Raw genomic sequence first — 21801 nt, 5'->3', positions numbered from 1 at the left:
GGGTTGGCGGTCCGGTGTCCGCTGACCGACCGTCGGTGCGCTCACGGTAAGTCGGCCAGGACCCTCGGTCAACGTCGCACCGGCGTCGTCGGCCGACCGGCGGATCGGTGGACTCAGCCGCGGGCAGCGGCGGCCGCAGCGAACGCCTCCGCGATCGCCCGGTGCCGACCGGCCACCATCGGCCAGCCCTCCGGGTGGGTGACGATGTAGAGATCGCCTGCAGCGATGCCGTCGATCACGATGCGGCCCACGTCGTCGGGTTCCAGCCACGTCATCCCGAGGTCGGGGCCCGCCGCGAGGTCGACATCGGCCAGCGCTCCGCCAGTCGCGTCCGCCGGGCGGTTGCGCGTGCTGTTGGAGATCGCGGTCCGGACGGTCCCCGGCACCAGCACGGAGGCGCCGACCGCGGAGCCCTCGGCTGCCAGTTCCATCGCCAGGGTCTCGGTGAGGGCGACGATCCCGTACTTGGAGACGTTGTAGGCGCCCAGGCCGGGCCCGGGCACGAGGCCGCCGATCGAGGCGGTGTTCACGATGTGCCCGCCGTCGGCGTTCGCCTTCAGCAGGGGCAGGAACACGTGGACGCCGTGGATGACGCCCCACAGGTTGACCTGGAGCATCCACTGCCAGTCGGACAACTGCAGGTCCGCGATGGGCGCCATCGGCCCGACCCCCGCGTTGTTCACGACGACGTGGACGGCGCCGTGCTCGGCGAGGGTCGCGTCGGCCAGCGCCTGCACACTGGCCGGGTCGCGGACGTCGGTCCGCACGCCCAGCGCACCGATCTCGGCTGCGGCACGCTGGAGGGCGGCCTCCTCGATGTCGGCGATCACCACCTGCATCCCGGCGGCGCGGAACTGCCGGGCGATCCCCAGCCCGATGCCGGAGGCGCCCCCGGTCACGACCGCGACCTTCTCCCCGAGGTCCTTCATGCCGCTCAACGGTCGTCTTCGCCCCTCGGCCCGTCAACCGGGGCCTGCCAGCCACACCTCGCCGGCCCGTCCACGTGCCCTGTGTCACTTCCCGCCATAACCTTGTCCAATTCCGCCACCGGGCCGGCGCAGGCGCGACGGCGGGAGGGAGTCGTCCCGCAGTCCGGTCCCGCCCTCGCGTGACCGATCCGGGGAAGTGGAGGTGCGGCCGTGCCGCAGCCGCAGGTGATCGTCGCAGGAGCGGGGCCGATCGGTCTGGTCACGGCGCTGGGACTGGCCCGGCGCGGCGTCGCCGTCACGGTGCTGGAGCGGGAGCCGGGCATCGTCCGCTCGCCGCGCGCGATGGTCTACCACAACGGCGTCCTCCCGGGCCTGGCCGAGCTGGGCCTGCTCGACGACGTCGAGAAGGCCGGGGTCCGCGCGACCGAGTTGGCCTTCTGGGACTACGCCAACCAGGAGGCGATCCGCTTCGATCTGGGCCACTTCGAGGGGCATGAGCCGTTCCCGTACAACGTCCACCTCGGCCAGGACCGGCTGGCCGACATAGCGCTGGAGCACTTGCGGGAGTACGAGGACTGCCAGGTCGTGTTCGGCGCCCTCGTCACCGGCTTCGAGCAGGACGAGGCCGGTATCCGGGTGAGCGCCTACGTCGGCGGGCACCTCACGACGTACCGCGCGCAGTACGTGATCGGCACGGAGGGTGCGGCCAGTCCGTTGCGCACCATGGCCGACCTGGGCTTCGAGGGGATGACCTGGCCGGAGCGGTTCGTCGCCGTGAACGTGCGCTACGACTTCGCCGGCCTCGGGTACGCCGACTCCAACATGGTGGTCGACCCGGTGATGGGCGGCATCGTCGCCCGGATCGACACCGAGGACCTGTGGCGGATCACCTACCACGAGGACAGCGCGCTGCCGGCGGAGACCGTTCCGGCGCGGATCGTGGAGTTCTTCGACAGGCTGCTGCCCGCCGGCGCCGACTACGCGATGACCCAGTACTCGCCCTACACCATGCACCAACGGGCGGCGCGCAGCTTCCGTCACGGGCGGCTGCTCCTCGCCGGGGACGCCGCCCACATCACCAACCCGATCGGCGGGCTGGGGCTGACCAGCGGGTTGTTCGACTCCTACGTGCTGGCCCCGGCCGTGGCGGCGGTGCTGGCCGGGACCGTCGACGACGCGGTGCTCGATGAGTACGCCGCCCAGCGGCGGCAGGTGTTCCTGGACTACGCATCCCCTCGCGCGAGCGACTTCAAGACGCTGGTCTTCAACTCCACCGACCGCACCCAGCTGGACCAGACGTTGGGGACGCTGCGCGCGGCGGCAGCCGACCCGGCGATCGCCTTGGAGGCCCTCCGGGTCAGCCAGCCGTGCCGGACCCCGTCACTGGTCGACGCTCCTTCCCTCTCCGCCAGCGAGCGATGAGGCCGCGCTCCAGCGAGGTCGCGCACCCGGCGTTCGCGGGGTGAGCGCCCCGGAGCGGATCGTGCGGGACGGCTTCTGGATCGCAGGGGAGCTGCGCGGGACGCCGACGGGGACGGCGAGTGTCGGGTCGATGTACGTCGAGCGGCTCTCTCCGGACACGACGACCCGGCCCCACCCGGTCGTGCTCGTGCACGGTGGGGGTGGACAGGCCACCGACTACCTGGGCACGCCCGACGGTCGCCCTGGCTGGGCCCAGCAGCTGGTGGGGGAGGGGTTCACCGTCTACGTGGTGGACCGGCCCGGCCACGGGCGCTCGCCGCACGACCCGGCGGTGTTCGGACCGACGATCACCGCTCTGACGGCGGAGCGGTTCCTCTCGATCTTCGCGCCGGAGGCCTACGCGACGACGCACACCCAGTGGCCGGTCGGCCGGACGCTCGACGATCCCGGCGTGCAGCAGGTCACGGCCTCCTTCGGCCCGATGCTGGCCGACTGGGCCGTGATGCACGCCGTCGAGCAGCAGCGCCTGGCGGCACTGCTGGACCGGATCGGACCGGCGATCGTGTTCTGCCACTCGGCCGGCGGCCCGGCCGGCTACCTGGCGGCGGGCGCCCGTCCGGCCTTCGTGAAGGCACTGGTCGTGATCGAGACCGTCGGCCCGCCCTTCGCTCCCCACTCGTCGGGTGCCACGCTGTCGTGGGGAGTGGCCAGCGCGCCGCTGATCGACGACCCGCCGGCCGCCGACCCCACGGAGCTCCAGCTCGTGACCGAGGACGTGGTGGGGGGACCTCCGCGCACGCTGCAGGCCGAGCCGGCCCGCCGGCTCTCCTCCCTGGCGCAGGTGCCGATCGCTGTGGTGACGTCGCCGAACTCCGTGTTCCGCCAGTTCGACGACCACCTCCTCGCCTTCCTCCAGCAGGCCGGTTGTCAGGCCGACTCGGTGCGGCTGGAGGACCACGGTGTGCTGGGCAACGGTCACGGCATGATGTTCGAGCTCAACAACCGTGAGGCCCTCCAGGTGATCCTGGACTGGCTCGGCAAGCGCGTATCGTCAGGATCGGCCGCTCCACGGCACCGGTCGACGGCGTCGCATCCGCCCACGTGTCGGAGTCCTGACGAGCCGGGCCGACTGCCAGCTCTCGTACAGCAGCCGAGCCAGGAGTGAGCAAGTGATGGAGACCTCGAACGCACCAGCGACGGAGCCGTCGCTGACGATCACCCACGACGGCCCGGGGGGCTGTCCGGTCCTGCACGGCTTCGAGCCCCTCGAGCCCGCGCAGATCGCCGACCCGGCCGCCGTGACGGCGTTCTCCCGACGCGAGGTGCCGGTCTTCTTCAGCCCTGCCCTGGGGGCGTACATCGTCACCAGCTACGCGCACGCGGTGAAGGTCGTCACGGACTGGAAGGCGTTCGGCCGGGCCCCGTTCATCGACAGGGAGATGCCCGAGGAGCTCCGGGACGTGCTGCCCGAGGGGTTCGTGACCGCCGCCATCACGAACTGGAACGACCCGGCGAACCACACGCGGTTGCGCAAGCTGGCGCAGGTCCCGTTCGTCCGTCAGAACGCCCGGGACGCCGCGGAGCTGTGCCGCCGCGTCGCTGACGAGACCATCGAGGAGTTCCGGTCGGCCGGCGAGGCGGACCTCATCCCCGCGTTCGCCCGCAAGGTCCCGATGCGCTTGATCCTGGCGATCCTCGGCCTCGATCGGGCCCGTGAGCACGACCTCCACCGGTGGGTGGTCGGCGTCATGCGCATGATGGGCGACCCGACCGTCACCGACGCCGACATGGTCGCGATGGGCCGGGACCAGGCGGACTTCCGCCGCTTCACCCTGGGCGCGATCGAGGAGCGGCGACGGAACCCGCGGGGCGAGGGGGACTTCCTCACCGACCTCATCACGGCGACGAGTGACGACGGCGAACCGAGCCTCTCCGACGACGAGGTCTTCGCCGCCGTACTGCTGTCGATCATCGCGGGCGGCGACACCACCGTGAACCTCATCGCGCAACTGGTCACGCGGATGCTCGACCGCGACGGCGCACTCTGGCGCGAGGCGGATGCCGACCGCACGCTGATCGACGGCATGATCGAGGAAGAACTCCGGTACGACCACGTCGGGCGCCTCGTCTACCGAACGTGCAACGTGGCGACCGAGATCGGTGGCGTCGCCATCCCGGCGGGCGCGGTCGTCGCAGTCCACCTGTGGTCCACCGGCCGCGACGAGGCCGTGTTCGAGTCCGCGGAGGTGTTCGACCCGCGCCGTCCGGACGTCGCCAGGCACCTCGGTTTCGGCCGGGGCGCCTACTCCTGCATGGGCTCGGCTCTGGCGAGGGTCGAGACCCGCCAGGCCATCGAGGCCCTGCTGGACGGGCTGCCGAACGCCCGGAAGGTGCCCGGCCACGAGGTCAGGCGCGTCTTCTCCACGGCGATCCAGAGTGTGCTCGACGGTCTCGTCGTCGCGTGGGACGTGGCCGAGCGAGCCGGTACGACGGCGTAGCGGGCCAGGAGGGCTGCAATGCACACCACACACGACGAGGTCGACCTGCGCCTCCAGGTCGGGCTGCGCCGGACCCTCGCCGAGGGCGTCGTCGTCCTCGACCTCCGGGAGCCCGACGGCGGGGAACTGCCGGCATGGTCGCCGGGGGCACACATCGACCTGCGGCTGTCCGACGGTCTCACCCGCCAGTACTCACTGTGCGGCGACCCCACCGACCGCTCGGTGTGGCGGATCGGCGTCCTGCGCGAGCCGGTGAGCCGCGGGGGCTCCGAGCACGTCCACCGGGCCCTGCACGAGGGAGCGACCGTCGAGGTCCGGGGACCCCGCAACCACTTCGAGCTGCTGCCGAGTCCGCGGTACCTGTTCATCGCCGGCGGCATCGGCATCACGCCCATCCTGCCCATGCTCACCGCTGCTGAGCGAGCCGGTGCGGTGTGGGAGCTGCACTACGGAGGGCGCAGCCGCCGCTCGATGGCCTTCCTCGACTCGCTCGAGGAGGCCACTGGCAACCAGGTGGCCCTGCACCCACAGGACGAGGTGGGGCTCATCGACCTCGAGAGCATCCTCGGCAGTCCCCGGCCGGACACGCTCGTCTACTGCTGCGGACCCGAGCCGCTGCTGACCGCCGTCGAGCAGCACTGCTCTGCGTGGCCCACGGGAGCGCTCCACGTCGAGCGGTTCGCGCCGAAGGACGTCGGTGCGCCGGTGCTCGCTGGCGCGTTCGAGGTGGAGCTGGCGCAGTCGGGGATGACGCTGACCGTGCCGCCGGAACGATCGATCCTCGACGTGGTCGAGGAGGCCGGTGTGGGCGTGCTCTCGTCCTGCCAGGAGGGGACGTGCGGCACCTGCGAGACCCCGGTCCTCGACGGCGCGGTCGACCACCGGGACTCGCTGCTGACCCCGGCCGAGCAGGCGGCCAACGACACCATGTTCATCTGCGTGTCCCGGGCGGCCGGCCCTCGGCTGGTCCTCGACCTCTGAGCTCCGGAGCCCGGCGGGACCACCGCACCGCTCCCGCCCGCGACGGGTCGGCCGGCGGCCCACTCGGCACACCGCCGTCTCGGTCCCGTCACCGTCCAGGTCAGACGGCCACACGAGCGGCGTCCCGGTGACCCGGCGGGCCCCGAGCGAGAGCGCACGGGGAGGCGTGGAGGCATGGGCGTCGTGGCTGTTGACGCCGGGGGACGGTCCGCGCCGTGATCGAAGGCCGACCCGACGGGCCGCTCGGTGATCGGGCGTCCTCGGGGACTCCGTCGACCGGCCCGGCTGCGGTCGACGTCACAGGACCGGCCGAGCTGGCTTTTGGTCGCTGGTCCCCTCCGGCCGGTTCCGGGTTCTGCCGCACCGGCGGAGTGTCGATGGAGCCGGGGAAGACGGTGTTCACGCGCACCGCGCGGTCGCCCAGCTCGTTCGCGGCCAGTGCGGAGAGGCCGCGGAGCCCCCACTTGCTGACGGTGTACGCCGTCGTGCGCGTGCCGGTCAGGCCGGCGACCGAGCTGACGTCGACCACCGAGCCACCGTCGGTCATCAGTGGCACGAGGGCCTGCATGGCCAGCAACGACGCGGTCAGGTTGACGGCCAGGGCCCGGTCCCACTGGTCGGCCGAGACCTCGGGCAGCCGTTGGCGCGCACCGATGGCGGCGTCGTCCACCAGCCCGTGTACGCGGCCGCGGGTCTCCGCGAGGCTGTCGGCCAGTTCGGCCCAGGTGTGCGGGTCGCTGACGTCGGCCTCCCGGCAGAGCGCCGCGACCGACCTGGCCTCGTCCCCGAGTTCCAGGTCGACCGCGATCGGCACGCCGCCCTCCGCAGCGACCTCGTGCAGCTCCGCCAGCCCCTGGCCCCGACCGGCGCCGGTGATGACGACGACCTCGGCCTGCAGGGTGGCCACGGCGCGTCCCCCTCGGACCGTCGCGACCGGCTGCACCAGCGGTGCCGTCTCCAACTGCTTGGTGAACATGAAGGTGGTGCGCTGGACGTCCTCGTCGGCGGCCATCGCCCGCAACTTCGACAGCTCGGCTTCCAGCCGGACGGGGTCGCTGGTGGGGTAGAGGAGCTGCTTGTCGGCGCTGGCGCGCGGTGAGGCGATCTCCAGGAAGGTGCGCCGACGCTCCTCGGCATAGCGGTCGAGCACCGACTCGTCCGCGGTCCCCTCGACGACCGCGGCGAGGGCGTCGTAGAGGACGAAGGTGTCGAACAGCCCCGAGGTCAGGCCCAGACCGCCGGTCGGGTTGGTGGCGTGGGCGGCGTGACCGGCGAGCAGGACCCGTCCCGCGCGCATGCTGGAGGCGGCGCGCTGGTGCATGCGGTAGGGGCGGTAGGCGTCGAGCTCGTAACCCTCGTCGCCCGGCAGCAGCTTCTCGTACCACTGGGGGATGCGGTCGCCCATCTGGTCCTCGGGCGTGTCCGGGTGCTCGGCATAGGTGACCCGCCACAGACCGGTGTTGTCGATCTTGGCGGTGATCGCGCCGTAGGTCGGGTCGATCTGCAGCGTGGACCGCGCGTAGCCGTGCGCCTCGAAGTCGTAGTGGACGTTGGTGGCGACGAAGACCTCCGGCCAGGTCATCCCCTCGAACGCCAGCCCCTGGGACTTGCGCACCGTGCTGCTGGCACCGTCGGCTCCGACCAGGTAGGAGGCGCGGAGCTGCTCGGTGCCCTGGGCGCCCTCGGCGGTGACCGTGACGCCGTCGTCGTCCTGGGTGATGCCGGTGACTCTCGTGCCGAACCTGACGGAGACGTTGTCGAACCTGCCGAGCTCCTGCAGCGCGATGTCGGCGAGCTCGTGCTGGCCCATGTGCAGGTTGTAGGGGTGCGGGACGAGCCCCTCGAGCACGCCGACGCTCAGGTCGATCTTCTCGCCGGTCGCGTAGACCTACCAGGAGTAGTCCTGCTTGGTGAACCCGACCCGCTTGGCGGCCTCCAGCAGGCCCAGCCGCTCGATGCCCTCCAGGACCGACCAGTGGTAGACCATCGCCCGCGGCGCCTGGCCGATGGCCGGCTCGGCGTCGAGCAGCCTGACGCTCAGCCCGGTCCGGGCCAGGCCCAGGGCGTTGAGGACGCCGACCGGACCGGCGCCCACGATGACGACGTCGCTGTGCTGCACGGGGAACTCAGTTCCGCCCGGTCGCCGAGGCGAGGACGTCGAGGTAGGAGACGTCGCGCAGCCCGGCCAGCTGGAGCGTCGACCGCTCGAGGGTCGCCACGTGCTCGGACGGGAGGCCGTACCCGGCGTTGGTGCGGAACTTCGTCAGGACGTCGTCGGTGCTCAAGGGGTTCTCCGCACCGCCTCGCTGGTAGCGGAACTCGTGCTCGAGGACCCGGCCGTCGACCGTCTCGATGCGGACGCCCCCGCCGAAGGAGTCGGGCTTCGCGCTGTACTGCCGCAGTTCGTAGCCGATCCGCGGCGTGAGCGCGGCCACCTCCGGGTCGGCGATGGCGTCCTCCGTGAAGGAGCCGACGTCGAGCCTGCCGGTGACCAGGCGGGTGGCCAGGCAGTAGGGCAGGCTGAACTTGGCGTCGTAGGCCGTGCGGGGGTGCACCTTGTCGGCGACGGGCTCGCTGACCAGCGCGACTCCGGTCTCGGTGGTGCACCCCACGATCGACGTGACCTCGTCTGCTCGCAGGGGGTTCGCGGCGAGCACCTCGGCCAGCGCGTCGACCGCGGCGTGGGTGTAGTGACAGGCCGGGTAGGGCTTGTAGGCGATCTCGTCGGTGACCCAGTGGTTGCCCAGGTCGCCCACCTGGTTGCCCAGGTCGCTGTCCGCACCGTGCACGTAGGTGGCGTAGTAGCCGCGCGCGCCCTCGAAGACGGTCGCGGGTCCGGTCGCCCCGTGTGCCGCGAGCGCGGCGGCCGTCAGTCCGGAGCGCGCCGCCCAGCCCGCGTGCAGGCGCTTGGTCTCGGACCCGTCGGAGAGGAACTCCAGCAGCCCCGAGGCCATGCTCCCGGCGATCCCGAGCGCGTTGGCCGTCTGGACGGCGTCCAGGCCACGGGTGCGGGATGCCGCCGCGGTGGCCCCGAAGACGCCGCACACCCCGGTCGGGTGGAAGCCGCGGGCGTGGAACGTGCCGCCCGCCGCGTTGCCGACACGGATCGAGACCTCGTTGCCGGCGACGATCGCAGCCAGCAGGTCGGCACCGGTCGCGCCAGCCACGCGCGCGGCGACGATGGCGGCCGGGACGACGCCGGCGCTGACGTGCACCACCGAGTTGGGGTGGGTGTCGTCGAAGTCCAGCGCGTGGCAGAGCGTGCCGGTGACGAACGCGGCGTCGGCCGGGGTGAGGTCCGTGGCACCGATCGCGGTGGCCGTGCCGTGTCCGCCGATCTCGCGCACGGCGCCCAGGGTGTACGACGCCTCCCCGAAGGCGTACGCCGCGACGCCGCAGCCGAGAGCGTCCAGCGCGTGCACCTGTGCGTGCTGCACGGTGGCCTCGGGGATCTGCTCGATCTTCAGCTGTGCGACGAAGTCGCTGAGTCGCTCGGATTGCGTGCCCACACCGGCTCCGTTCGCTAGCCGTCCAGTTGTGCTGTCACCGTATGTCGGGCGCCGGGGTGTTGCAACGGTCACAGCAGGACCCTGGGCGGCTGGGGGGGGGGGGGGGGTGACCCGTCGATCCCCCACGGATGCACCTCCGGGGCGACAGGAGGTGCCCGCTCCAGGCGGGAGCAGCGTGCGTCGCGGACCCTTGACCGAGTGGTGTCGCTCACATAATGTGCGCTGAGCGAAGAGTTGTTCCGTCAACGACCCAGAACGCGCGGGCATCATGACCGCCCGCAGCGGCCGTGGTCCCCGTCCACGGTGGTGCCGGGGACGTCTCGGGTGCATGCCGTCGGTTCTCGGCCGGGTTCGCTCGTCGAGCGTCGCACCACCCGGACGAGACCACGAGTGAGGAGTACGTGAGCGATGGCCGGTGGCAACGAGGAGACGGTCCGCGCCTTGATCGAGGCCCTCAACCACAAGGACTGGAACCGCTTCGGCGAGCTGCTGCACCCCGACCTGACCTACGCGCTGCAGAGCTACCACCTGCCCGGTGCCGCCCCGATGGACAAGGCGACCACCCTGGCCGCGCTGCCGGGTCTGGTGGCCACGGTGTTCGACGCCGACAGTCCGCAGCTCGAGGTCACCCACGTGGTGGCCCAGGGCGACTGGGTCGTGGCCGAGGTGCGTGGCAGCGGCAGGTTCCACGAGGGAACGGAGTACGAGAACCGCTACGTGCACGTGTACGAGGTCGTCGACGGGCAGGTCCGGACCGATCGTGAGTACATGGACACCCAGCACACGGCGATGCTGTTCGACCGCGTCCTGCCGGCGTCCTGATGGACCCGGACGACCGGCCGCAGCGACGTCCCCCGATCCAGCCGAGCGAGACAGGAGTGACCGATGACCGACACCCAGGCAGCCGCAGGGGCAGAGCCTGAACTGAGGATCACCCACGACGGCCCCGGCGGTTGCCCGGTGCTGCACGGCTTCGAGCCCCTCGAGCCCGCCCAGATCGCGGACCCGTCCGTGGTGATGGCGTTCTCCCGCCGCGAGGCGCCGGTCTTCTTCAACCCCCAGCTCGGGGCGTACATCGTGACCAGGCACGCGGACGTCGCGAAGGTCTTCATGGACCAGGAGACCTTCGCGCAGATCCCCTTCATCAACCGGCCGATGCCCGACGAGCTCCGGGAGCTGCTCCCGGACGGGTTCGCCACCGACGCCATCGCCCCGTTCCAGAACTCGACCACCCACCCGCGGGTGCGGAAGCTCGCGCAGGTGCCGTTCATGCGCCGGAACGCCCTCGGCGCGACCGACCTGTGCCGCCAGGTCGCGGACGAGACCATCGCCGAGTTCCAGGCGTCCGGCGAGGCGGACCTCATCCCCGCCTACGCGCGCAAGATCCCCATGCGGCTGATGCTCTCCATCCTCGGGATCGACAGGGCCCACGAGGACGACCTCCACCGGTGGGTCGCGGAGTGCATGCGGGTGTTCGGTGACCCGACCGTCACCGACGCCGAGCTGATCGAGCTCGGCCGGGAGCAGGCGGCGTTCCGCCGCTTCGCGCTCGACGTCATCGACGACCGGCGGCGCAACCCGCGGGGCCAGGGGGACTTCCTCACCGACCTCATCACCGCGACCGTGGACGGCGAGCAGGCCCTCACCGACACCGAGGTCTTCGGTGTCGTGCTGCTGTCGATCATCGCCGGCGGTGACACCACGGTGAACCTCATCGCGCAGATGGTGGCGCGGATGCTCGGCGACGGGGGCGCGCTGTGGCGCGCGGCCGATGCCGACCGCACGATGCTCGACACGATGATCGAGGAGGAGCTCCGGTACGACCACGTCGGCCGGTTGACCTACCGCAAGGTGCTCCTCGACACCGAGATCGACGGCGTCGCCATCCCGAAGGACTCGCTGCTGGCCGTGCACATATGGTCCACCGGGCGCGACGAGTCGGTGTGGGAGGGCGCGGAGCGGTACGACCCCCGCCGCCGCGACGCGCTCAAGCACCTGGGCTTCGGCAAGGGGAGCCACTCCTGCATGGGCGCCATGCTGGCCCGGGTCGAGACCCGGCAGGCCATCGAGGCCCTGCTCGACCAGCTGCCCGGCGCCCGGCGGGTCCCGGGGCACGAGGTGCAGCGCATGTGGGGCACCGCCGTCCAGAGCGTCGTCAGCGGCCTGGTGGTCGCCTGGGACGTCCCCGTACCGGCCGGCGCGAACGCCTAGCACCGGGCTCGTGATCCCAGATCAGACCGGACGAGGAGAAGACGTGAGCGGAGTCCTGCAGGGCAAGGTGGCCATCGTGACCGGGGCCGGGCGGGGTCTGGGGCGGACCCACGCCCTGGCCCTGGCCCGCGCCGGGGCCGCCGTCGTGGTGAACGACATCGGCATCGGCATGGACGGCGGCGGCCGCGACACCCAGCTCGCCGCGTCCGTCGTGGCCGAGATCGAGGCAGCGGGCGGGCAGGCGGTCCAGGACGCGACCGACGTCTCGGACTGGGACGGGGCCAAGGGCGTCGTCGACACCGCGCTGTCCGCCTTCGGGCGCCTGGACATCGTCGTCAACAACGCGGGCATCAGCCGGTTCGCCCCGATCGACCAGGAGACCGGCGAGGACTGGAACAGGGTCATCGGCATCAACCTGACCGGGACCGCGGCGGTCTCACACTGGGCCGCCGCGCACTGGCGTCAGGCCGGCGCCGAGGCCGGACGGGCCATCGTCAACACCAGCTCCCCGGCCGGGACCAACCCGATGCCCGGTACCCCTGCCTACTGCGTCTCGAAGGCCGGCGTGCTCGCGCTGACCTTCACCTCCGCCGGTGACCTCGCCGAGCTGGGCGTCCGGGTCAACGCGATCGCCCCCATCGCACGCACCCGGCTGACCGAGGCCGTACCGATGTTCGCCGACGTCGTAGCGCCCGTGCACGAGGGCTTCGACCGCATCGCGCCCGAGCACGCGTCAGCGGTGGTCACCTATCTGGCCTCGCCCGCGTGCACCTTCACCGGGCGGGTCTTCGGGGTCGAGGGGGACGACCTGTTCCTGTTCAGCGGGTTCAGCGCGAGCACCCACTTGAACAACAACGGAGAGCAGTGGTCGATCGAGAGCCTGTCCGCCGCGCTCGCAGACGTCGACCGGCACGACCGCGGCTACGCGATCGCGCCGTCCACCCGGTTCGTGCAGCCGCAGCCCGGGGACGTCGTCCTCGCGGCGCTGGAGGCCGTCGAACGGGGCGATGCCGTGCCCGTACCTGACCCCGGGAGCGTGTGAGCAGGCCGGGGATGTGCCCGAGCAGCACGGCGCGGGGGCGTCGCTGCTGATCCCGCCGCACCTCCGACGCCGTCGGACAGCTCTTCCGGGCGGCTCGTCGGACGACGCTGCAGACAGCGGCGGCAGCGGTGGGGCGGGTGTGGACGTGGCCGCCGCCCAGGAGGTGACCGAGCCGCTGACGAAGCCGCCGACGGAGTTCCCGATCACCGAGCCGCTCGCCCAGCTGCCGGAGCCGGGGACGGTCGTCGTCTTCATGGACAACGGGACCCCGGTCGCCGGCCAGATCCACGAGCAGCTCGACCAGGCCGGTGAGGTGCTGGGCCTGGAGGTGCGGCGGGTGCCGAAACCCGGTGCTGAGCGTGTGACGCAGCCGGGCGCGCACCGGGACCGGGCTGCCGGCCCGGACCGGTGCGCGCCCGGCCGGACTCAGCGGGTGGTGCCGCGGGCGTCCGGCCGGGACAGCGCGGCGGAGATCGTGGCGGCGGCCTCCCGCAGCGGCGGGAGGCACTCGCGCCGGAGGTGGGCCAGCGTCGTCCGGGCAGCGTTGGACGAGACGCTGAGGGCGGCGCTGGTCCGGCCGTGCCGTCCGGTGACCGGGACCGAGATGGCCCGCAGGCCGATCTCGAGCTCCTGGTCGACCAGGCACCAGCCCTGCTCGCGGACCTGGTCGAGCCGGGCCCGGAACTCGTCGGTATCGGTGACCGACGGCGGGGTGTGCTGCCGCAGCGGGTGACCGGCCAGGTAGGCCTCCAGGGCCGGCTCGTCGAGCGCGGCGAGCAGCACCCGGCCGGCGGCCGTGGTGGCGGCCGGGAGGCGGCTGCCCACGCCGCCGCCGATGGTCATCACCCGCTGCGGGTGCACCCGGGCGACGTAGACGATGTCGGGCAGGTCGAGGGTCGCCATGGAACAGGACTCGTTCAGCCGCTCGACCGTCTCGGCGATCACCGGGCGGGCGATCTCGTCGACACCCAGGGAGGCGAAGTAGTTCCAGCCCAGGCTCAGACCCTGGGCGTGAGGGAGAACTCGCGGCCGTCGGACTTCAGGTGCCCGAGCGAGCGCAGGATGCGCCGGGCTGCGGCGCGGGTCATGCCGGTCAGCTGCGCGACCTCGCTGAGGGTCATCGCGGGGTGCTCGCGGTCGAAGGACTCCAGCACCGCCACGGCGCGTTCCAGCTGCTCGAGACGTTCACCGCTGTCGGCTGCCGCGCGTGCGCCAGGACCGGGCTCGATGCACAGCGCCTAGCCACCTGTTCGGTCAGCGAACCGTCGTCGAGGTGGCCCGACGTCCTGGCCGGCCGCTCCAGTGAGTACGAGATCGAGCGCCTCTACCGGGACGCCCCGCTGATGAGCATCGGCGAGGGCACCAACGACGGGTCCGCACCGTGGTGGCCAAGTCCCTCCTGAGCGGCAAGACCGTCGTCGGCTGAGCGCGCACTGACCGCACACCCGCGCTCGTCGGTCCCCGGGTCACCGGGCCTGACGGGCGGGCCGGCCCGGGGTCACCCCGACGACGCCGGGGTGGACCGGGCCGGTGCGCTGTCCGGCTCGGGGTCACCCGGGCAAGCGGAGTCGCAGGGATCCTGGGCAGTTCGAACCTCGACCTTCGAGCCGAAGTCGTCTGCGGCCGATCGAGCATCGAGGTTCAATCGTGGTCAATCAGGTCGACGGTCGGCAGCGTCAGCGTAAGCGGGTCGAAGGCTTCACCGGCTGGGTAGACGTCGTTGAACAAGGCCACTCCGCCCTGGGTGAGCCTCACGGCCGTACCGCTCCACATCTCGATTCCCTCGGGAGCCGGTCTTGCCTCCAAACGGAGCGTGACCAGTGGCACCCGTTCGGCCGGCTCCTCTCCGGACTGGCCGGCGACCGTGAGTTCTGCTCTGCCGTCACGGAGGGTGAGAACCGGGAACGCGATGCGAACGAAGAGCATGCCGAAGTGGCCGGTGAAACGGATGTCCCCGCCGAAGGCCCAGAACCGATCAGGGGGGCCATGCTCCGTCGGCCGGATCCCTGCCTGGACGGCGGGAAGACCACTTCGTTCCCGCGGACGGGCACGGCCCCTCCTCCCACCCAACCTCTGCCGTCCGGCAATCGCTGGACGTATTCGATGAAGGAAGTCTTGATGGCCCACCGCAGACCCATGGTCGGCTCGAAAGGTGCTCCAGCGAAGTGCTCGGTCACGGCGTACTCCAACGTGGGACGAGCGGCGCCGCCGCGGACCGCGGGTCGCCAGCTCGGGCGGACGCCACGGTGTGCGTCGACCCCTTCTGGAAGCACCACAACGAGGGCGGCCCATCGGGAGCTCGGCCGGCCTCGTCAGGGCCTTGCACGCACGCACGCCCGCCAGAGCCGGCCTGGAGGGTCCTCCGGCCACGCGGCCACCTCACGAGTCCCCCAGATCAGCCGGTGACACCCGAACAGGATGAGTGTCCGCCCAGTGCGGTCGCCAGTTGGGCGGCCATCGCTGACGGTCCGACCACGAGGTGCGGCCGGATCAGAGGTCGAGGACCAGCCTGGGGCAGGCGGCGCGGGAGACGCAGATGAACAGGGTGTCGTTGGCTTCCTGCTCGTCCGGCGTGAGGAGTGAGTCGCGGTGGTCGACCTGGCCGTCCAGGACGGGTGTCTCGCAGGTGCCGCACGTGCCCTCCTGGCAGGAGGACAGCACCGGGACGCCGGCTTCCTCGGCGACGTCGAGGATCGAGCGGTCCGGGGGACGGTGAGGGTCATGCCGCTTCGGGCGAGCTCCACCTCGAAGGCCCTGGCCAGGACGGGCTCGCCGACCTCCTTGGGTGAGAAACGCTCGACGTGCAGCGACCCCGAGGGTCAGTTGCCGCAGTGCTTCTCCACCGCCTGGAGCAGGGGCTCGGGGCCGCAGCCGTAGACGAGGGTGTCCGGCCGCGGGGTGCCCGGGATCGCGTCCAGGTCGATGAGGCCGACTTCGTCCTGCGGGTGCACCGTGACCGGCGTCTCGGTGATCACGGCCAGGGACTCCAGGAACGCCATGGAACGGCGGCTGCGACCGCCGTAGTGCAGCTCGACCTGGGAGCCGGCGGCCTGTGCGGCGCTCAGCATCGGCAGGATCGGGGTGATCCCGATGCCGCCGGCGATGAGGACGTACCGCGGGGCGGGGACCAGCGGGAAGTTGTTGCGCGGCCCGCGGACGTCGACCTCACTGCCCTCGGTCAGCTCGTCGTGCACGTGAACCGACCCGCCTCGACCCGTGGGCTCGCGCAACACCCCGATCTGCCACACGAACCGGTCCGCGGGGTCACCGCACAGCGAGTACTGACGGATGACGCCGTCGGGCAGGTTCAGGTCGATGTGCGCGCCGGGCGCCCAGGCCGGCAGCTCGGTGCCCAACGGGTCGTGCAGGTCGAGGACGACGACGCCCTCGGCCCCTCGGTGCGGGAAACGACGGTCAGTCGCAGGTCCACCTGTCGTGGGTCGTGTGCACGGGATCCTCCGGGGAGACAGGTACCGGCCCGGTTCAGAGAGGCCGCGGGTGGTGACGTTCCGCCAGGACGACGCTCCATGCTCCGGAGAACGCGGACCCCTCGGCGAGTCAGCGACGGGGGTGCTCAGTCGAACGCCAGGTGCAGGACGCTGTAGCCGCTGCGCAGCGGGATCATCGGCGCGGGCTCGGTCGGGCCCTCGAGGCGGATGTTCCCGGTGCGGGCCAGGATCTTCTCGCAGACGAGGGCCAGTTCCAGCCGGGCGACGGGTGCGCCGAGGCACTGATGTGGGCCCATCCCCATCGTCAGGTGGGTCCGCTCCCGCGGCCTGTCGAAGATGGCCCGATCAGGCTCGGGGAAGGCATCGGGGTCGCGATTGGCCGCTGCCCAGCTCAGCGCGACTAGATCCCCGGCCGGCATCGTCACCCCGTGCAGCTCCACGTCCTTGGTGGTGTTGCGGGCGAGCTGGTGCAGTGGCGGGTACAGACGCAGGATCTCCTCCACGAACGCCGGGATCAACTCGGGCTCCAGGCGCAGACGCTGCTGGTCCTCGGGGTGTGTGGCCAGGTGGTGCAGCATCGACGTCAACGCGTTGGTGGTGGTCTCCGAACCGGCGCTGAAGAGCAGCACCGCGATGGCGCCGGCAACCTCCGGCCCCCACGGCTGCCCGTCCGGACCGGTAGCCGCCAGCACCCCGGACATCAGGTCTGTCGCGGGGTCCCGCGGGTTGGCCGTGCGGTCGGCGATGAGCGCGTTCACCGTCGGGGCCCAGTAGTCCGAGACCAGCGCGTTGAGCGCTTCCGGGTCGCTGCCTGCCGCCATGATCTTCTCGAAGCCCTCCATGAAGACCAGGTAGGTCTCCTCGGGCATGCTCATCAGCGCCGCCAGCACCCGCATCGGGAGCATGGCGGCCAGCTCCGTCACAACCTCCCCTCGGCCGCCCTCCAGCAGGGTCGTCACGTGCTCGTCGACGTAGCGCTCCACGGCGGGACGCAGATTCTCGATGTACTCGGGGGTGAAGTAGGCGTTGAGCACCTTGCGGTACATCGAGTGCTCGGGCGGGTCGATGGTCTGCGGGATCACCTTCGGGAAGTCGGGGAGCTCCACGAACGGCTGGCCGGCGCGGAAGGTCTTCCAGTCCCGCGCCGCCTTCGACACGTCGGCGTACCTGGTCAGCACCCAGTACCCGCCGAAAGGCTCCTCGCGGGCCACCGGCTCGCGCTCGCGCATCTCGGGATAGCGCGCCATGGCCCCCTCGCCACCCAGGAAGTTCAGTGGCGTGCGCTCGGTGGTCGCGTCAGGGGTCTCGCGGATGTCGGCCATTGCTTCCTCCAGGGGAAGGTCGCGCGCGCACCGTTGGGCTGCGGCCCGCATCACAGCGTCCGGTCGGCGCCTTCACGACCCCGGACGGGCATGGGTTCGCGTGTTGGTACAACGTGAGCGACCTGGTGGTGTGAACCTGATCACAGCATTCCGGCGGCCCTGGGCCGCTGTAAATCGCAAGTTTCTTAGGCATCACATAAGCCCAGCTGATGCACCGCCTAAGCTCGTTGCGTGCCGACGGCGAGCTCGCGAATCACCCTGCGCCAACTCGAATACGCGCTGGCCGTGGCCGACGACGGCACGATGTCCGGCGCAGCCGAACAGCTCAACGTGTCCCAGGCGGCAGTCTCGATGGCCGTCGCGGACCTGGAACGAGCCCTCGGCGTCCAGCTCTTCATGCGGCGCAAGGCCAAGGGCGTGACCCTCACCGATGTCGGGCGGACCGTCCTCCCGGAGATCCGCCGCCTGCTCGCGCACGCGGATGATCTGCACTCCATGGTGCAGGGCCTGGGCCAGTCCGTCGAGGGCACGCTCACTCTCGGCTGCTACCCGCCCCTGACGCCCTTCGTGGTTCCCCGGATCCTCAGCACATTCCCGCGACGACATCCGCTGGTCGACATCAAGCTCTTCGAGGGTTCGGTCGACGAGCTTCGTCAGCGGCTGCTCGACGGTCGTTGCGAGGTCGCCCTCATGTACGAGACCGGGATCGGTCCTGCTGTCGCGACCACGCGGCTCTACACCCTTCGTCCGTACGTGATCCTGCCGGCGGATCACCAGCTCGCGCGCGAGAGCGGCCCGATGCTCCTCGCTGACCTCCGCGATGAGCCCATGGTCATGCCCGACATGCCCCCGAGTGAGGATCTGTACCGCGAGGTCCTGCGCGGCGCAGGCGTCGAGCCCAAGGTGTCCTTCAGGGCAACGACGGCGGAAGCCCTCCGCTCGCTCGTCGCTTGTGGCGTTGGGTACTCCTTGGTTCTGCAGCGACCCTCGCCTGCGACGACGTACGCCGGGCCGCCGTTGAAGTACCAGGAGATCGCAGACGACATCCGCTGCGTCGACGTCGTACTCGCCCAGGCCAAGGCGGCGCGCCTGACCCATAGAGCACGGACTTTCATCGACTTCTGTCGCGAGGTGCTGCCCCCAAGCGCCTGAACCGCCGCATCGACCTTCCCGCCGCTCAGACCGGCGACACCGCCTCGCCATCACAGGACGGGTCAGACGTGCGCGCTACAGCGCAACCCCTCGTCGAGAGGACCGCTCGCCGGTGACGCCTGTGCGGCGAGGATCGCGGAGCACGTGGTGGCGGACCCGCCTCCTCCGTCGCCGCTCGTACCGGCGCCCCCCAGGACGCATTCGAGCCCTCCAAGAGCCAGATTGGCCTCCACATTGAGGTTTTCTCACCAGGAATCCGCACTCGGTTGAAGGGTGCGGTCGGCGTCGCTGGTCAGCACTGCAGCGGGTCGTCAGGAACTTCGAGCGCGGCGCCGCGGGGCAGGCTCCCGCCACGTGGCAGTCGACTCTCTGCTGACACATGGGCCTGACCTGCAGGGATGCTTCTCCTCGCCGTGCGTGGACGGCCAATCCTGGTGAGAAAACCTCATTAAAGTGTACCGGGACGGTCTGCGTCACCCGCGTACTCGAACATGGAGTCGAACGGCGTATTCAGCCGAAGGATCGGGCTGCCCGATCGCTACGACGGCTACTGAAGACCTCGACATCACGTTGGTCACGCCTCCTGCATCCCGGGCAATTCCATTCGTATCAGCCGACCACCTCCGACGACTCGGTCGACATGGCTTCGGTCGTCCACGAACACCTGCCCCTCGTCGACGCCTGAGGAGGACTGGCCGGCCCTGGGCCGCGAGCTGCGTCGGCTGCACGCGGTCACCCTCCCCGGGCCGACCGGCACGGTCACCGAGACCACCGAGCTCACCACCGCCCACCAGACCGTTCTTCGCGCCTGCGGGCTCACCCCACCACCCCGCACCACCGCCCTACACCCCCGCCTGACCAGCTCGGATACGGCCACCGAGGGCGGCGGAGCGTGTAGTGACACGCCCCCGACACGTGCCGAGGCGCATCGCCGCAGGTCAACACCCGCACTCGCCGGTCCCGTCGACCTGCAGACTGCGGAACCCGGGTTCAGGTCCAGACAGAAGAACACCCCGGGTCCCTGACCTGCAGGAACACCGGGGTGAGGCTGTGTCCGAGGGGGGACTTGAACGGTGGTGTCAGCCTCGTCGACGCCTGGTGGATCGAAGGTCGGCGGAGTAGGCACGCACCCCGACGACGCGACCAACTCACGACCAAGGAACCTCCCTCAGTACCCGGAGTTGATCAACGCCAGCCGATCACATGCACCGATGTTGACCTGGGTGTTCGTCATCGATCGATTGCTCCCAGCCCCTCTGAGATCAACTCGCAGGTCATGGGTTCGAAGTCAATGGGGAAGTAGAGAAGTGGCGTCCGCCAGGGTGGTGTTCGACAGCCCCAGTAGGCAGCGGGCGTGCAGCGTCGCTGCGGCGATCCCCGCCTCGACAGCGAACCGCGTGAACGCACGCGATGACGAACGGCTCGGAGGGATGAGTTTCTCAGGACTGCAACGTCTTGCCGGGTGTCATCCCGGTGTCCGAGATCTCTATGACCGGTCCTCCGATCGAGAAGGGCTCCGGTGTCCTTCCAAGCCCGCCTCGACGCCGTCAGGACCGCGACGGGCCAGACTCCGGCAGCTACTGGACCTGGCTGCCGAGCGCGGCTACGGGCCGGACACCAAGGCGACCGGGGTCGTCGCGTGACTCAGGGACGACTACGACGCGGCGCCCGGTCACGCCATGGCCTTCGTCCACGTCCTCGAGAACGGCGCCACCATCAGTGACAAGCACGTCGGCAGCAGCGGCAGCCACCGCGACGCCTCCGCAATCCTGCGGCTGGACGGCAAGACACACCGGACAGCGTCGTGATCCGGGCTCGCAGGCGCCGGTCCCCGTCCGCGGAGAGCTCCCTCGGTCGGCGGTGCGGTGTGCCGGCATGTGTGGCACCGCGGGGCGTTCACAGTTGTCCGCAGCCATGCGCGGACAACCGCATCAGCCGTCTGAGCTCGCCGTTTGTACGACGACGGACTGAAATGACCCCCGTCGGCTGAACACCTCCGGACTCGGCAGCAGCCAAGGAGGGAGGGCCCGGGTGGGCCGACGGAGCGAGTACCCCAAGGAGTTCCGGCAGCGAGCGGCGCAGCTGGTGCTCGACAGCCGCCGCAGCGTTCGTGACGTCGCCGGCGAGCTCGGGGTGAACCACGAGACGTCGCGCAGCTGGGTCGCGGCCGAGCGCCGGCAGCGAACCGAGGGGCCGGCCGCGCTCGGCGCCGATGAGCGGCTGGAGCCGGCCCGGTTGCGGCGCAAGGTCGCTGAGCTGGAACTCGAGCGCGAGATCTTGGAAGAAGCCGCGGTCTTCTTCGCGTGAGACGGGCGGTGAGTCGCGGACTGGTCTGCGAGTTCATCGCCGCGCCCGCTCACCGGCAAGGCCTGCGTCGACCGGATCGTCACCGACCTCGCCCTCGTCGACGTCACCGCCGACGGGCTCGTCCTGCGCGAGACCGCGCCGGGCCCCGGTGGCCGAGGTGGTGGCCGCCACCGGCGCACCGCTCACCGTCCCCGACGACGCCTGGCGTCCGGCGCCCGAGCACCGGGCCGGGGACGGGCGGGCTCCCGTGGCTCAGGGGTCCGTGCGGGAGGGGGTCACCGCGGGCGTGAAGCGGGGTGCGGACGGCGGAGCGGCTCGAGGATGCGGGACAGGTCCTCCTCGGTCGCGGGCGACGAGGGCAGCGGTGTGGGCCGGTCCCGGCGCGTCAGGAAGCCGTCCAGCACGAGGGTCATGGACCGGTCCCGTGCGCCCGGGTCATCCGCGGCGCCCACCTGGGCGACCAGCAGCGTGGTCAGCATCAGGTCGAGAGCCGCGACGTCGGGTCTCAGCACCCCGTCCTGCTGCGCCTGGTGCACCACCGCCTCGATGTGCCCACCGATCTCCACCCGGTCCCGCTCGATCCGCTCGCTGCCGTGCGCGGCCGCGGCGAGCACCTGGGCGAGTCCCCGGTTGCGCGCCTGGAGCTCCACCGCCCACCGGAGGAAGCCGCACAGCCCGGTCCAGGCGTCGGGCTCGGCGGCCGCGCCCTGCGCCCGGCGGACCATCTCGTCGAAATCCTGCTCGAACAGCGCATCGACGAGGTCCGACCGCTCCGGGAAGCGCCGGTAGACGGTCGCCGCACCGACGCCGGCGGCGCGAGCGATCTCGTCGAAGCCGGCGTCGACACCGCGCACGGCGAAGACCTGACGGGCCGCATCGAGGATGAGCTGCCGGTTGCGCTCGGCATCCCGGCGCAACGGCCGGCTCGCGACCTCGGGCGCCGGTGTGACGGAGGACATGAGAGCCGCCTTGGAGTAAG

General features: G+C 71.2%; 19 protein-coding genes and 2 pseudogenes. 10 read left to right on the top strand and 11 right to left on the bottom strand.

Annotation, left to right across the window (positions count from 1 at the left end; translation table 11 throughout):
- Window positions 1-113 precede the first annotated feature (113 nt).
- Window positions 114-929 (bottom strand): SDR family NAD(P)-dependent oxidoreductase, encoded by an 816-nt coding sequence (locus ACU616_RS24045; protein ID WP_446760920.1) that lies wholly within the window; start codon window positions 927-929, stop codon window positions 114-116.
- 210 nt (window positions 930-1139) lie between these two features.
- Here ACU616_RS24045 and ACU616_RS24040 point away from each other — a divergent pair, with 210 nt between their 5' ends.
- From ACU616_RS24040 to ACU616_RS24025, 4 genes are read left to right on the top strand one after another with little or no spacing between them, the layout of a single operon-like run.
- Complete coding sequence (locus ACU616_RS24040; protein WP_446759151.1) at window positions 1140-2351, top strand: FAD-dependent oxidoreductase; 1212 nt, start codon at window positions 1140-1142, stop codon at window positions 2349-2351.
- A 40-nt stretch (window positions 2352-2391) separates the two neighbouring features.
- Complete coding sequence (locus tag ACU616_RS24035) at window positions 2392-3516, top strand: alpha/beta fold hydrolase (protein WP_446760919.1); 1125 nt, start codon at window positions 2392-2394, stop codon at window positions 3514-3516.
- 7 nt (window positions 3517-3523) lie between these two features.
- Window positions 3524-4849 (top strand): cytochrome P450, encoded by a 1326-nt coding sequence (locus tag ACU616_RS24030; RefSeq protein WP_446760918.1) that lies wholly within the window; start codon window positions 3524-3526, stop codon window positions 4847-4849.
- 18 nt (window positions 4850-4867) lie between these two features.
- Window positions 4868-5830 carry a PDR/VanB family oxidoreductase gene (locus tag ACU616_RS24025; protein ID WP_446760917.1) on the top strand — a complete coding sequence of 321 codons (963 nt, stop codon included), beginning with the start codon at window positions 4868-4870 and terminating at the stop codon, window positions 5828-5830.
- A 100-nt stretch (window positions 5831-5930) separates the two neighbouring features.
- Here the strand turns inward: ACU616_RS24025 and ACU616_RS24020 are convergent, their stop codons facing one another.
- From ACU616_RS24020 to ACU616_RS24010, 3 genes and pseudogenes are all read right to left on the bottom strand, one after another.
- On the bottom strand, window positions 5931-6806 hold the full coding sequence (locus tag ACU616_RS24020; protein WP_446761526.1) for an SDR family NAD(P)-dependent oxidoreductase: 876 nt from the start codon (window positions 6804-6806) through the stop codon (window positions 5931-5933).
- Window positions 6807-6959: 153 nt separating this feature from the next.
- Window positions 6960-7949, bottom strand: a pseudogene (locus ACU616_RS24015) (FAD-dependent oxidoreductase); the annotation flags it as partial.
- A 7-nt stretch (window positions 7950-7956) separates the two neighbouring features.
- Complete coding sequence (locus ACU616_RS24010) at window positions 7957-9339, bottom strand: MmgE/PrpD family protein (protein WP_446760916.1); 1383 nt, start codon at window positions 9337-9339, stop codon at window positions 7957-7959.
- Between the two features lie 408 nt (window positions 9340-9747).
- On the opposite strand from ACU616_RS24010, the gene ACU616_RS24005 reads away from it, so the two are divergent.
- From ACU616_RS24005 to ACU616_RS23995, 3 genes are all read left to right on the top strand, one after another.
- On the top strand, window positions 9748-10161 hold the full coding sequence (locus ACU616_RS24005) for a nuclear transport factor 2 family protein (protein ID WP_446760915.1): 414 nt from the start codon (window positions 9748-9750) through the stop codon (window positions 10159-10161).
- 63 nt (window positions 10162-10224) lie between these two features.
- Window positions 10225-11550 (top strand): cytochrome P450, encoded by a 1326-nt coding sequence (locus ACU616_RS24000; protein WP_446760914.1) that lies wholly within the window; start codon window positions 10225-10227, stop codon window positions 11548-11550.
- A 43-nt stretch (window positions 11551-11593) separates the two neighbouring features.
- Window positions 11594-12592 carry an SDR family NAD(P)-dependent oxidoreductase gene (locus ACU616_RS23995; protein ID WP_446760913.1) on the top strand — a complete coding sequence of 333 codons (999 nt, stop codon included), beginning with the start codon at window positions 11594-11596 and terminating at the stop codon, window positions 12590-12592.
- Between the two features lie 426 nt (window positions 12593-13018).
- Here the strand turns inward: ACU616_RS23995 and ACU616_RS23990 are convergent, their stop codons facing one another.
- The 5 genes and pseudogenes from ACU616_RS23990 to ACU616_RS23970 form a co-directional block, all read right to left on the bottom strand.
- Window positions 13019-13564: an IclR family transcriptional regulator domain-containing protein gene (locus tag ACU616_RS23990; protein ID WP_446761525.1), complete on the bottom strand. Its 546-nt coding sequence runs from the start codon at window positions 13562-13564 to the stop codon at window positions 13019-13021.
- Between the two features lie 26 nt (window positions 13565-13590).
- The gene (locus ACU616_RS23985; RefSeq protein ID WP_446760912.1) at window positions 13591-13752 is read right to left on the bottom strand and encodes a helix-turn-helix domain-containing protein; all 162 of its coding nucleotides are present in this window, start codon (window positions 13750-13752) and stop codon (window positions 13591-13593) included.
- 481 nt (window positions 13753-14233) lie between these two features.
- Window positions 14234-14884 (bottom strand): HtaA domain-containing protein, encoded by a 651-nt coding sequence (locus tag ACU616_RS23980; RefSeq protein WP_446761524.1) that lies wholly within the window; start codon window positions 14882-14884, stop codon window positions 14234-14236.
- Window positions 14885-15082: 198 nt separating this feature from the next.
- A pseudogene (locus ACU616_RS23975) lies at window positions 15083-15984 on the bottom strand (PDR/VanB family oxidoreductase); the annotation flags it as partial.
- 182 nt (window positions 15985-16166) lie between these two features.
- Window positions 16167-17363: a cytochrome P450 gene (locus ACU616_RS23970; protein WP_446760911.1), complete on the bottom strand. Its 1197-nt coding sequence runs from the start codon at window positions 17361-17363 to the stop codon at window positions 16167-16169.
- Window positions 17364-17594: 231 nt separating this feature from the next.
- Here ACU616_RS23970 and ACU616_RS23965 point away from each other — a divergent pair, with 231 nt between their 5' ends.
- The 3 genes from ACU616_RS23965 to ACU616_RS23955 all read left to right on the top strand — a co-directional run bounded on the left by ACU616_RS23965 (window position 17595) and on the right by ACU616_RS23955 (window position 20822).
- A complete protein-coding gene (locus tag ACU616_RS23965; RefSeq protein ID WP_446760910.1) occupies window positions 17595-18515 on the top strand; it encodes a LysR substrate-binding domain-containing protein in 921 nt (306 codons plus the stop codon).
- Between the two features lie 1679 nt (window positions 18516-20194).
- The gene (locus ACU616_RS23960; RefSeq protein WP_446760909.1) at window positions 20195-20323 is read left to right on the top strand and encodes a hypothetical protein; all 129 of its coding nucleotides are present in this window, start codon (window positions 20195-20197) and stop codon (window positions 20321-20323) included.
- Between the two features lie 223 nt (window positions 20324-20546).
- Window positions 20547-20822 carry a transposase gene (locus ACU616_RS23955; protein WP_446760908.1) on the top strand — a complete coding sequence of 92 codons (276 nt, stop codon included), beginning with the start codon at window positions 20547-20549 and terminating at the stop codon, window positions 20820-20822.
- A 33-nt stretch (window positions 20823-20855) separates the two neighbouring features.
- Here ACU616_RS23955 and ACU616_RS23950 read toward each other — a convergent pair whose 3' ends face one another.
- Window positions 20856-20993: a hypothetical protein gene (locus tag ACU616_RS23950; protein WP_446760907.1), complete on the bottom strand. Its 138-nt coding sequence runs from the start codon at window positions 20991-20993 to the stop codon at window positions 20856-20858.
- Between the two features lie 104 nt (window positions 20994-21097).
- Window positions 21098-21781: a TetR/AcrR family transcriptional regulator gene (locus tag ACU616_RS23945; protein ID WP_446760906.1), complete on the bottom strand. Its 684-nt coding sequence runs from the start codon at window positions 21779-21781 to the stop codon at window positions 21098-21100.
- Window positions 21782-21801 lie beyond the last annotated feature (20 nt).

Source organism: Geodermatophilus sp. URMC 62 (assembly GCF_052931475.1).
The sequence above is the reverse complement of the archived record's forward strand: the minus strand, read 5'-3'. Positions and strand labels throughout refer to the sequence as shown.

Coding starts and splice junctions, on each gene's coding strand:
- ACU616_RS24045 (WP_446760920.1), bottom strand. CDS start 929: ATGAAGGACCTCGGGGAGAAGGTCGCGGTCGTGACCGGGGGCGCCTCC.
- ACU616_RS24030 (WP_446760918.1), top strand. CDS start 3,524: ATGGAGACCTCGAACGCACCAGCGACGGAGCCGTCGCTGACGATCACC.
- ACU616_RS24025 (WP_446760917.1), top strand. CDS start 4,868: ATGCACACCACACACGACGAGGTCGACCTGCGCCTCCAGGTCGGGCTG.
- ACU616_RS24020 (WP_446761526.1), bottom strand. CDS start 6,806: ATGTTCACCAAGCAGTTGGAGACGGCACCGCTGGTGCAGCCGGTCGCG.
- ACU616_RS24005 (WP_446760915.1), top strand. CDS start 9,748: ATGGCCGGTGGCAACGAGGAGACGGTCCGCGCCTTGATCGAGGCCCTC.
- ACU616_RS24000 (WP_446760914.1), top strand. CDS start 10,225: ATGACCGACACCCAGGCAGCCGCAGGGGCAGAGCCTGAACTGAGGATC.
- ACU616_RS23980 (WP_446761524.1), bottom strand. CDS start 14,884: ATGGGCCGCCCTCGTTGTGGTGCTTCCAGAAGGGGTCGACGCACACCG.
- ACU616_RS23970 (WP_446760911.1), bottom strand. CDS start 17,363: ATGGCCGACATCCGCGAGACCCCTGACGCGACCACCGAGCGCACGCCA.
- ACU616_RS23960 (WP_446760909.1), top strand. CDS start 20,195: ATGGCCTTCGTCCACGTCCTCGAGAACGGCGCCACCATCAGTGACAAG.
- ACU616_RS23945 (WP_446760906.1), bottom strand. CDS start 21,781: ATGTCCTCCGTCACACCGGCGCCCGAGGTCGCGAGCCGGCCGTTGCGC.